Genomic DNA, 10,593 nt, shown 5'->3' on the forward strand with positions numbered 1-10,593 from the left:
AGGTTTATTTTACTTCTTTTTCTATCTCTTAGTTATAACTTTTTTAGCGGATATTAGTATCAAAATCAAAGAAAAATTTAAAATTAATTTAAAGCGATGGCTTTTCTATGAATACCTAGGTTTTATTTTATCCTGTAGTTATTTAATCATTGTATCTAGTATTAGTCTCTTCAATTATCAATATATTTGGACGGCTTATGATAATCCGCTTAATTTTATACCCTATATTTTTTCCTCATATCTTATTTTTCAACGAGTTTCCACTCTTTCTCAACAGACAAGCTATAATCTTAAAGGCGAAATTAATCGCATTATTATTCCTTTGGCGATCGCCTTTATTGTGTTTACAATCCTAGAGTGGAAATACTTTTATCGTCCTGATATTTTTATCGATGGAATTATGCCACTCTATGCGCGACTTTCTTTAGTTTTTGGGTCGATAGGTCTTGTTTATTTATTTATCTTACTACCATTAAAACCCATTCCTCTTGTTAGTTTACTATCAAGTTGCTCTTTGGGAATATACTGTTTTCATAAATTCTTACCTAATTTTTTTGGTATCGGTTTGAATGCGATCGCAGTATCTCTATTCAATTATAATTTAAGCGAAAATATTGCGCTGATGAGTTCTATTTTATTTTTAAATTGGTTATTTTTCCCTATTGTTCTCACTCTTTTGTTGAGAAAAATTAAGTTCTTTAGATTCATACTCTAAAGCAATTGACCTGTTATCAATCATCTTTTTAAGACAATATTACCCTCAGAATCGATCGCGATCGGTGTATTGGGAAAATCGCTTTGAGTTAATCTTTGCATGAGTGCGATCGTGCGCTTTTCTGGGTCAAAAGAAGGAACCGCTTCTCCATTTAAACGCAAAGGAACAATATTTCCTTGCATGAATTTTCCCTCTCGATCCAATTGAGTTTCTAAAATCAAAGAATAGCCTTTTTCTGCACTACTACTAAGAACGCGATAACCGATAAAATTACCCAAAGAATAAGCAATTAATCTTTCCTTATAAAGTTCGATCGCCCTGGGAACATGGGGACCGTGACCCAAAACCAAATCTGCACCATTATTAATCATTGTACGCGAAAACTGCACCATATTGCCTCGGTTTTCATTATAAAAAGTTTCCGTTTGATTTCTGACATGAAGTGCATTGCTTCCCTCGGCTCCAGCATGAACAGAAATAACAATAATATCAGCATTTGTATCAGCTTTCTTGACTAATGCTGCTGCTTGTCCGAGATTATTTAAAGAATTATGATACCCCAAATAACTAAACCCAATCCAAGCTACTTTTATTCCATTAGCTTCTGTATAAACAATTTGACCTTTTGCACCAACTGCTTTCATTCCTTCTGCTTGAATATAGCGTATTGTATCTTGAAAACCTTGTGGTGTAAAATCATAAGAATGGTTATTCGCAACACTGAGAACATTAAAGCCTGCTTGTTGCAAAATTCGAGCGTGACTGGGAGGACTGCGAAAGGCATAAACGCGACCCGCTACCGGAACCTTTGCACTATTGGGATAGGTTGTAATTGTACTTTCAAAATTTCCAAAGAGAAAATCTGCTCCCATGAGGAAAGATTGTACATTATTAAATAAACTAGCGGGATTTGGGGGGAGTTGATTTGTGGGGTAATTCGTACCGAGAATTGTATCCCCAACAGCTTTAATCGTCACCGTCTCTGCTTCGGGAAAAATAAACTCAGGGGGAGAAGGTTGAGGAGTTTCCGGTAAAGGTAAATTAATTTCTACCTGCGAGATCGCCTTGCCAGTCCCCAAACTAAATATCAAGCCAAAGTTAACAAAAAAGGTAACAAAAAAAGCAGATTTGCCAATCTTAAAAAGAGCGCGATCGCGAATCACTGAAATCATAAGAACCTACCAGCACTTTAATTTAATAGTCTATCATTCTTAGCCGTCGCAAGTCAATTAATTTCGCAGGTTCAACCAATTGGATAATTCTTCTAAAAAACTAATTAAAATATCTTTACTCTCATTCGAGCCAAATATTTTTTTAAAAGCCAAATCTGTTTTAGGGCTAATAAATCTCATGGTTTTAGATCAAACTCAATAAGTTGGCGATCGCGCTGACTTGTTATTCTATTCCAAAATTTACCTATCCTTGGATCGTCTTGCCAGAATATAGACTTTAGACAATATACTGAAGTGTGTGGGTTAGGAGGAAAAAAAACTGTGACCTTTGAAGACATTATCGATAAAGGTGGTATTGCGATTTGGCCGCTCTTATTTCTCTCGATTTTAGCAATGGGGGCGATTTTTGACCGTCTCTGGTTTTGGGGTCGCGTTCTCTTGCAAGAACGGCAAATTCTTTCTAGTGTTATGGAAGCTGCTTATCGTAACTGGGATGCTGCGGTGGAAATTGCCAAAGACTACCGAGATCACCCCATGGGACGATTTCTTTATGCTCCCCTGCAATTAGTCAATCCCGAACCCGAGGTATTTCATTTAGCAATGGAAGCGGCGGCGGATGATGAATTAGCCTTGATGCGACGAGGAGATAAAATTTTAGAAGCCGTTATTGCCCTCGCCCCTCTTTTAGGTTTATTGGGAACGGTATTGGGATTAATTAACTCCCTCGGGGAAATCCGCATCAGCGATTTGGGGACGGCGGCGACGGCGGGTGTTACCCTCGGTATTGGCGAATCCCTCATTTCTACTGCAGTCGGTTTGGTGGTGGCGATCGTCAGCCTGGCCTTCTACCGCCTTTTTCAAGCCTTTTTATTCGGTCAGATCCGCGTGTTTCGCAAAGCAGGCAGCGATCTTGAGGTTCTCTATCACCAAAAATACATGGCAGTAGAAAACCCCCCCTACACTATCGAGGCCAAAGCCTTTGAAGGCACAAAAAAATTTGTTGAATAAATCTTTAACGCAATTGTCCTGAAACGCTTTCCGGCTTCAAAGCAACTTAATTCTTAAATTCAATGTCTAGAATAAAAATTAAGGTGTTTGATAATTCCAGACCATGACTAAGATGATTTTTAAAAATGCGGTGCTATATTTGGGGATTGCATTCTACTCCCTTTCTACCTTGGCCATTATGCCCGCTCTTTCTCAAGGAAAAAATGACGATCGCAGTACTTTTCCAGGCGATCGCGTTGGGGGAGGAACGCGAAGTGGGAGCAATTGTGCCAGGAGTGCTACCCAGCTAGTGGTCTTGAATCCTAGCAATAATCTAGGTGTTACGGCTAAAGAGCAGCCCTTGCTCTATATAGCAGTCCCTAAACTCGATCAACTCTATCCGGCTACATTTTTTGTAACAGATTCAGAGGAAAATGAAGTTTACGAAACAACTCTAGAAGTTGGCCGCACTCAAGAATTTATTGGCATTCGCCTTCCCGAAAACATTCTTAAAATTGGTCAAGATTATAACTGGGAATTTACGATCGATTGCAGTTTTGCAAGTGACCCACAAGAGAATAATGGAGAAGTTGTGGAGATTTTTGTCCATGGAACGTTGCGGCAAGTATTACCAGAAACTCTTGTAGAACGCGAATCTACCTTAGAGGAACATCTCGCTCTGATGCAATCCTACCAAGATGCTGGACTATGGAGCGACGCGATCGCGGAAGCGATGGAATTGCGTCGAACTTATCCCCATAACCGTCAAGTTCTAACCCAATGGCGAGAACTTCTATCTGCACTGGATTTCAGCAGCTATGATGGTCTTCTCGAAATGCTTCTGAAAATTCCGGTGCCAGAATTGCAGGTATCAGAATAAAATTATCCTGTAAAGTTGTTGCGATCGGCTTTAATTTCTTTTGAACGTCATTCAACCCCTGCGATCGCTCTCTCGCATCATCTGGGTTTCCAGTTGCTCTATTGTCGCGTCCAGCACTGTAGTGACGGGGCTATTTTGGGGACTCCAAGAATTGGGGGCGATCGAACCCCTAGATTTAGCAGTATTCGATCGCTTTGTCCAACTGCAAAGTGATACACCTCCCGATCCGCGTTTGTTGGCGATCGCCATTAGCGAAGAAGATTTGCACCGCTATGGCTGGCCGCTATCCGATGCAATTCTCGCCCAAACCCTCCAGAAATTACAATCCTATCAACCTCGAGTCATCGGGCTCGATCTTTACCGGGATATCCCCAACCCACCTGGGGAAAAAGCCCTCGTCAAGCAATTACAAGCGGATAATATCATCGCCATTACAGAAATTGTCAGCAATATTCCCCCACCTCCCCCTGTAGAAAATGAAAGAGTTGGATTTAATGATTTTGCCCTCGATCGCGATGGAATTCTCCGTCGCAACCTTCTCTTTGTGGCGGGAAAAGAACGAGATTACTATTCCTTTGCCTTGCGCGTCAGTTTGGCCTACAGTCGCAAAGAAGAAATCTATTTTCGCTATAATACGCGCTCCTTATTTCTCGGAGAAACGGAGTTAGTCCCTATCCAGTTCAATTCTGGAGGCTATCAGACCGCAGATACGCGGGGATATCAAATCTTAATGAAGTATTGTAGCCGCAGCAATATTATCGATTCAATCGGGTTGCAGCAATTCCTAGAAGGAGATATCGATCCTGAAGCAGTGCGGGACAAAATTGTTCTCATTGGCACCGTCGCCCCCAGTTTAAAAGATTTAATCTTAACTCCCTATAGCGGCGCTCGTCAAAAAAATGCCTTTCAAATGTCAGGAGTTATTGTTCATGCACAAATGATCCGTCAGCTTTTAGGAATTATCTCGGGAGAAAATCGGCAATTTTCCTTTTGGTCTCAAGGAAGCGAGCTTCTCTGGCTCTGGGTTTGGGCGCTTATTGGGGGGATTTGCGTCTGGAGTTTAAAACATCCTCTCGCTTTTAGTTTGACGGGGATTTTAGGTGTAGGGGCGATCGCGGGAGTAGGTTGGCTTCTTTTAGCTCATCTTGTTTGGATTCCCATCGTAGAACCCGCATTAGCCTTTACCGTCGCTAGTGGCTTGGCCGTGACCCATCGCTTGCTTTATACTACCACCCGCGATCCCTTTACGGGTTTGCTCAATCGGGAATCTTTAGTGAGTTATATTAAGCGATCGCTGTCCCAAATTCGTCGCCGTCGCCTTCCTTCCAGCCTCGGGGTGATGTTTTTACAATGCGATCGCCTGCAACTGATTCACGAAAATTGGGGAAGGGCGATCGGCGATCGCTTTTTCCTAACTTTAGTAAGGAAATTGCGAAAAAATATCCCCCGTTCTGCCAAACTTGCCAGAGTGAGTGAAAACGAATTTGCTCTTGTTCTTAACTGCCCTCCCGAGGCTCTCACCACTTTAGCCGATCGCCTAGAAAACATCCTAGAAGAACCCTTTTCCATCGAAAGCAAACAAATTGTTACTAAAGTAAATATCGGCATTGCTACGACCCAAGAAAGGCATCTCCATACCCCCGAAAACTTACTGAGAGATGCGAATACAGCCATGTTTCGTGGGAAAGCCCTGGGAAAAACCCATTCCGTCTTTGCCACGGGGATGTTTGAAGAAGCTGTAGCACAATTCGCCCTTGAAAATGAATTACGACAGGGAATTATTGAGGAAGAATTTGTACTTTATTATCAACCCATCATTGCCTTAAAAACAGGGAAAATTATGGGTTTTGAAGCCCTGATACGCTGGCAGCATCCCGACAAAGGTTTTATCTCACCTTTTATGTTTATTCCTCTCGCAGAAGAAACCGGACTCATTATTCCCTTGGGAGAATGGATTTTTCAGGAAGCGTGTCGCCAGGCTCGTCAATGGCAAGAGGAATTTGGCGATCGCGATTTGATGTTAAGTATCAACCTCTCCGGTCGTCAATTTGAGCAACCAAACTTAATTGAGATGTTAGCAAAAATCATTAAAGATACAGGAGTCGGAGAACATATTCTCAAAGTCGAAATTACCGAAAGTATGGTCATGGATAATGTTGAGAAGGCGATCGATCTAATGCTGCGAATTAAATCTCTCGGTTGCAAACTCAGTTTAGATGATTTTGGTACGGGATACTCATCTTTAAGTCAACTTCGGCGCTTTCCCGTTGATACTCTCAAAGTTGATAAGTCTTTTGTACAGAAAATGGGGGAAAGTCGCGAAGATTACGAAATCGTTCGCATGATTATTAACCTCGGTCATACTTTGGGTATGGATATCATTGCAGAAGGGGTTGAAACCCAAGAAGATGCAGAAAATTTACGCACTTTAGAATGTGAATTCGGGCAAGGTTATTTGTGGGCTAAACCCTTACCTGTAGAAGAAGCAACAGCATTATTGCAACGAGAAAATGCGAGGGAATTGACTGAGTAAAGTCGAATCAAGTCTCGCTATAATTTGCGATCGAGAGAGTACATGATTTTCAAGCATAACTCTCTTAAAATTGTTATTATCAGTGAAGATACAAACAGGAGTTTAGATTCATGCCAGTTTTAGATTTAACAATCGAACAGGTGATCGAGTTGGTCAAACAACTCCCAGCCGAAGAAAAAAAAGCAGTTTTGGAAGCACTTCAGGAGAATCAACCAGAAGAAACAGAACATCCTTGGATGAAGATTGCTGGAAAATATGCAGACGATCCTCAATTTGATGAAATGTTGGCGTATATTGAAGAAGATCGTCGCCAGTTAGATGCAGAGATGGAAGAATATTATCAAAAAATGGACGCTGAAGAGGCAAAAAAATGACAATATGGATACTTGATACAGACCACTATTCTTTGTTAGAAAGAGGAAATTCTAATGTTACGAGACGGATTTCTACAATCGAAGCAAAATTAATTTTTCTAACAATTATTTCAGCCGAAGAGCAAATTAGAGGACGGCTGAATATTATCAGGCGGGCATCATCTTCTGAAGAGGTTATTATTGCTTATCGGCGATTGCGAACCTTATTGGACGATCTTAAAAATATTAACTTACTAGATTTTTCGATGGAAGCTGCAATAATTTATAATAATTTAGTTCGGCAAAAAATTCGTATCGGAACGAGAGATTTAAGAATTGCTGCGATCGCCCTTTCTGTTAAAGGTATCGTCGTCACGCGCAACCGTCGCGATTTTGAGAAAGTGCCAGGATTAGCATTACAAGATTGGACGGTAGAATGAAGAATGTAAATAATGAAACCGATAAAAATAGAGAGATAATTTATATTTACCTCTCTATATTATAAAAATAGCTCTGGAATTAACTATCGGATTTAAGGCAATTAAGGGTTCTTAAAGTTGCCGCCGCCGCATAATTCCGCAAGGAAGCGGAGTTAGGCGCAAAGGCACTGCCTTGCTCATTTAAAGGAGAGGCAATACCGCAATAACCGGACATTTGCTGGATCAAAGCATTCGCCCAGTGACCTGTCGTATCGGAAAAAGCCGTCGGTGTTTGTTTTTGACCCAAAGCGGAAGAAAGTCCTCGCTTGGCCTTGCCATATTCCGCCGCTTTTTTCATTACCGCCATTAACTCTGCCCGCGTTACGGGTTGAGTGGGGCGGAATTGCCCATCGGGGTAGCCCGAGACCACATTATTCGCTTTAGCCCATTGAATCTTAGCAGCACTCCACCGAGATGCCGGAACATCTGGAAAAGGATTGCTACTGGGAGACGCAGGATTAGGTAAATTGATATTGGGAATAGTTTGGATAGCACCAAATACCATCGAAACCAATTGTTCGCGGGTTAAGGTATTCTGAGGTCGAAAGGTATTATCCTCGGGGAATCCGGCAATAAAGCCCAGTTTAAGGGCTTCTTGAATTTCTGTTTTGTAGATATCGTTGGAAATATCAGGGAAACTAGAAGTTGGAGTTGGGGTTGGAGTTGGAGTTGGGGTTGGGGTTGGAGTTGGGGTTGGTGTTGGAGTTGGGGTTGGGGTTGGGGTTGGAGTTGGGTTTGGTGTGGGGATTGCACCATCATAGGTTAGATAAACGTGACCGAGAGTTTTCCCTTGATATGTTCGTTTTGTGAAGCGCCAACCGGGTTCGAGAAAAAACTTGTAGAGAATTTCGCCATGAGGACCGCTAAAAGTACCTCGGCTGCGGGCGATGGTAATTTCATTTAACCCTGGTCGGGCAGTTCCTACTCGAGGAGTTCCAACTAATTGCAACTCGCTGTTGCGGTTGATAATGCGTAATAAGTATTCGATCGCGAAGTCTTCCCCGTTAATGCGGACGGAATAACCATTACTGTCTACGCTGCGGTTACAACTGCCAGTAAAATCAAAGGTTGTCCACAGCGCGTCGATTCTAATGGGTGCTGTCCCAGCTTCATTCCAGCACTGTCTTTTCCCCGGAATTTGCTCGATAATCGTGAGACTATAGGAGGAAACATCAAAAGGGGAGGCGATCGCGGCAAAGGCGCTTTGATCGACTTCTTGCTGGCCAAATAAAGATTGGGCTGTAGTCAAATTCGTAGCGACGAAGGCTGTAGATAAAGCGACTCCGCCGATCGCAGCTAATTTGAACGGAAGTGCAAATTTCATTCTCTTCTCTTTACTCAGTACATTTTCTATATTCTCTAGGTATTTGTCCGCTAAACCGACAAATTTACCAGAAAATAAAATGTTTTTGATTTGATTTGATGGTAATGGGTCATGGGCAAGGGGAAAGACGGGATAGAATGGGAGAGGCGATCGCAATGGAAAATTCGTTGGTGAAATTTTTTAGCGCTAAGTTGATTCAATCTCGCAAAGCACTGCTTTTATTGTGTTTGGGAGTTTTTATGAGTATAACTGGGGCGATCGCCACGCGAACTGTTTTTAATCCTTCTATTGAATTAGCGGCTTTTAACTTCAGCGATATTCCCCTCGTAACCGTGGCAGAATTGCGGCGATCGCCAGCCGCGCAAAAATTAGCGTTCATTGACGTGCGAACCCCTCAAGAATATCAACGCGATCGCATTCAAGATAGTTTTCTCGTTCCCATTAGCGCGATCGAACAAGGTTCGGGTGTGGAACAAGTGCGCCAAATTGCTGCTCAAAACCCCCATTCTACTTTAGTTCTCTATTGTCAACGGGGACCGCGTTCTTATCGCGCTTATCAGCATTTAGAAAAGACGGGCTTAAATTTTATTGTCCTCTCTGGAGGAATTACTGCTTGGAGAAAAGTCGTTTTGGAATGATGAGGGATGAATTTTTCTATCTGTTCTCTATTCCTTTTTGTAACATGGATCGGAAACAAATCAGAAAATTACTGATTGGTGAATTTACTTTTAAGCGAATGATTTATTCTATTCTTTTGATTTATATTTTTTTCGCACTTTATATATTTTTTGTTGCCGATCGCCTGATTTTTGTGCCGCAACCTGCGAGTTATACGGATGACGAAGATATCATCAAACTCTCTACAGCAAACCAAGAAAAATTCTCAGCACTTTATCTCCCCAATCCTAATGCTCAATATACCTTGCTCTACTCTCACGGTAATGCGGAGGACTTAGGGCAAATTCGTCCGCTTTTAGAATTTTTTCAAGCAGTTGGGTTTAATGTTTTTGCTTACGATTATCGCGGTTATGGAACCAGTGAAGGAAAAGCCAGCGAAGGCAATACCTATGAAGAAATTGAAATTGCTTATACTTATCTCACTGAAAAAATTGGCATTCCTGCCGATCGCCTTCTTCTCTTTGGGCGATCGGTGGGAGGGGGTCCTACCCTGAATTTAGCAACACGAAAACCTATTGGAGGCATCATTTTAGAAAGTACCTTTACTCAAGCATTTCGCGTTGTTGTTCCTTTTCCTTTACTGCCTTTCGATAAATTTCGCAATCTCGATAAAATCAAACACGTTAATGTTCCCGTATTAATCGTTCACGGGAGGGAAGATCGCACAATTCCTTTTTCTCACGGTCAAAAATTATTTGCAGCAGCACCCGAACCTAAATTATCCTTTTGGGTAGAAGAGGCAACTCATAACGATCTTTTTTGGGTTGCAGGGGACGATTATGCTGAAAAGTTGCAAGAATTTGAAAAATTAGTGATGCGATCGCTACAATGAAATTAGGGAATAGGCAATTAAAAAAAATGAAAAAAGCTCAATGGATCGAGATCGGTGAATATCTGACGATCGCCATGTCTGTATCGGGAACGATCGTTGCTCTATTGACGGAACGGGTAGTTTATGCAGCAACTCCTCTGACTCTAGCCGTCGGTTTGAATTTGTGGCAGCGAAAACAGATGGTTGAAGAACAGATTAGAACCCAAATTAAAGCTGAAGATTGGACAAGTATTCAATACCAATTAACCACGGCGATCGAACGTCAAGATCGCCTAGAAAATGCGGCAGAACAGCCCAATATTGAGGTACAGGAACGTTTGCAGGAATTAGCCTCGTCGATCGCCTCAGTGGAACAGAGACTGTCCCCAATTCGCGAACGTCAAGCGCAACTCGAAGAGTCTAATCGCGAAAAAAATGCAGACATTCAACAACAATTTACAGCGTTACAAACTGCGATCGCCACTGTTGAAAAACTGCCCGAAGATTTCCCCCCACTCCAAGAGGCGATCGCCAACATACAACAGAAAATTAATTCCCTCGAAATAACAACGCAAGAATTCCCCCAACAAATCGAAAGCGAGATTGTTGAAATTAACACAACTATTGCCACATTAAAACAAGAAATTGCCTCTCTCGATCG

10 protein-coding genes and 2 pseudogenes are annotated in these 10,593 nt (G+C 41.9%); 9 read left to right on the forward strand and 3 right to left on the reverse strand.

What is annotated here, in order from left to right; translation table 11 throughout:
• A pseudogene (locus tag VB714_RS05760) lies at positions 1-715 on the forward strand (hypothetical protein); the annotation flags it as partial.
• Between the two features lie 20 nt (positions 716-735).
• Here VB714_RS05760 and VB714_RS05765 read toward each other — a convergent pair.
• Entirely contained in the window at positions 736-1,887 is a 1,152-nt protein-coding gene (locus VB714_RS05765) for a CapA family protein (RefSeq protein ID WP_323222065.1), read from the reverse strand.
• Between the two features lie 84 nt (positions 1,888-1,971).
• Positions 1,972-2,067, reverse strand: a pseudogene (locus VB714_RS05770) (PD-(D/E)XK nuclease family transposase); the annotation flags it as partial.
• A gap of 141 nt (positions 2,068-2,208) precedes the next feature.
• On the opposite strand from VB714_RS05770, the gene VB714_RS05775 reads away from it, so the two are divergent.
• From VB714_RS05775 to VB714_RS05795, 5 genes are all read left to right on the forward strand, one after another.
• Positions 2,209-2,895: a MotA/TolQ/ExbB proton channel family protein gene (locus tag VB714_RS05775; RefSeq protein ID WP_323222068.1), complete on the forward strand. Its 687-nt coding sequence runs from the start codon at positions 2,209-2,211 to the stop codon at positions 2,893-2,895.
• Positions 2,896-2,998: 103 nt separating this feature from the next.
• On the forward strand, positions 2,999-3,754 hold the full coding sequence (locus VB714_RS05780) for a DUF928 domain-containing protein (RefSeq protein WP_323222070.1): 756 nt from the start codon (positions 2,999-3,001) through the stop codon (positions 3,752-3,754).
• Positions 3,755-3,794: 40 nt separating this feature from the next.
• Positions 3,795-6,287, forward strand: coding sequence for an EAL domain-containing protein (locus tag VB714_RS05785; protein ID WP_323222072.1), 2,493 nt, complete (start codon positions 3,795-3,797; stop codon positions 6,285-6,287).
• Between the two features lie 110 nt (positions 6,288-6,397).
• Positions 6,398-6,661 carry a hypothetical protein gene (locus tag VB714_RS05790; protein ID WP_204104100.1) on the forward strand — a complete coding sequence of 88 codons (264 nt, stop codon included), beginning with the start codon at positions 6,398-6,400 and terminating at the stop codon, positions 6,659-6,661.
• On the forward strand, positions 6,658-7,080 hold the full coding sequence (locus VB714_RS05795; RefSeq protein WP_323222074.1) for a type II toxin-antitoxin system VapC family toxin: 423 nt from the start codon (positions 6,658-6,660) through the stop codon (positions 7,078-7,080). Before VB714_RS05790 ends, VB714_RS05795 begins: the two co-directional genes overlap by 4 nt.
• Before the next feature lie 79 nt (positions 7,081-7,159).
• On the opposite strand, the gene VB714_RS05800 is transcribed toward VB714_RS05795, so the two are convergent.
• The gene (locus tag VB714_RS05800; RefSeq protein ID WP_323222076.1) at positions 7,160-8,443 is read right to left on the reverse strand and encodes a DUF3747 domain-containing protein; all 1,284 of its coding nucleotides are present in this window, start codon (positions 8,441-8,443) and stop codon (positions 7,160-7,162) included.
• Between the two features lie 104 nt (positions 8,444-8,547).
• On the opposite strand from VB714_RS05800, the gene VB714_RS05805 reads away from it, so the two are divergent.
• The 3 genes from VB714_RS05805 to VB714_RS05815 form a co-directional block, all read left to right on the forward strand.
• Complete coding sequence (locus VB714_RS05805; RefSeq protein ID WP_323222078.1) at positions 8,548-9,081, forward strand: rhodanese-like domain-containing protein; 534 nt, start codon at positions 8,548-8,550, stop codon at positions 9,079-9,081.
• A gap of 44 nt (positions 9,082-9,125) precedes the next feature.
• Positions 9,126-9,953, forward strand: a complete 828-nt coding sequence (locus tag VB714_RS05810; protein WP_416309615.1) for an alpha/beta hydrolase — start codon at positions 9,126-9,128, stop codon at positions 9,951-9,953.
• Between the two features lie 26 nt (positions 9,954-9,979).
• A partial coding sequence (locus VB714_RS05815) for a hypothetical protein (protein ID WP_323222082.1) occupies positions 9,980-10,593 on the forward strand: 614 nt, incomplete at its 3' end.

The sequence above is a fragment of the Spirulina sp. 06S082 genome, from assembly GCF_034932145.1.
Lineage (GTDB): Bacteria > Cyanobacteriota > Cyanobacteriia > Cyanobacteriales > Spirulinaceae > CCY15215.

Coding starts and splice junctions, on each gene's coding strand:
- VB714_RS05765 (WP_323222065.1), bottom strand. CDS start 1,887: ATGATTTCAGTGATTCGCGATCGCGCTCTTTTTAAGATTGGCAAATCT.
- VB714_RS05810 (WP_416309615.1), top strand. CDS start 9,126: ATGGATCGGAAACAAATCAGAAAATTACTGATTGGTGAATTTACTTTT.
- VB714_RS05805 (WP_323222078.1), top strand. CDS start 8,548: ATGGGTCATGGGCAAGGGGAAAGACGGGATAGAATGGGAGAGGCGATC.
- VB714_RS05790 (WP_204104100.1), top strand. CDS start 6,398: ATGCCAGTTTTAGATTTAACAATCGAACAGGTGATCGAGTTGGTCAAA.
- VB714_RS05780 (WP_323222070.1), top strand. CDS start 2,999: ATGACTAAGATGATTTTTAAAAATGCGGTGCTATATTTGGGGATTGCA.
- VB714_RS05795 (WP_323222074.1), top strand. CDS start 6,658: ATGACAATATGGATACTTGATACAGACCACTATTCTTTGTTAGAAAGA.
- VB714_RS05800 (WP_323222076.1), bottom strand. CDS start 8,443: ATGAAATTTGCACTTCCGTTCAAATTAGCTGCGATCGGCGGAGTCGCT.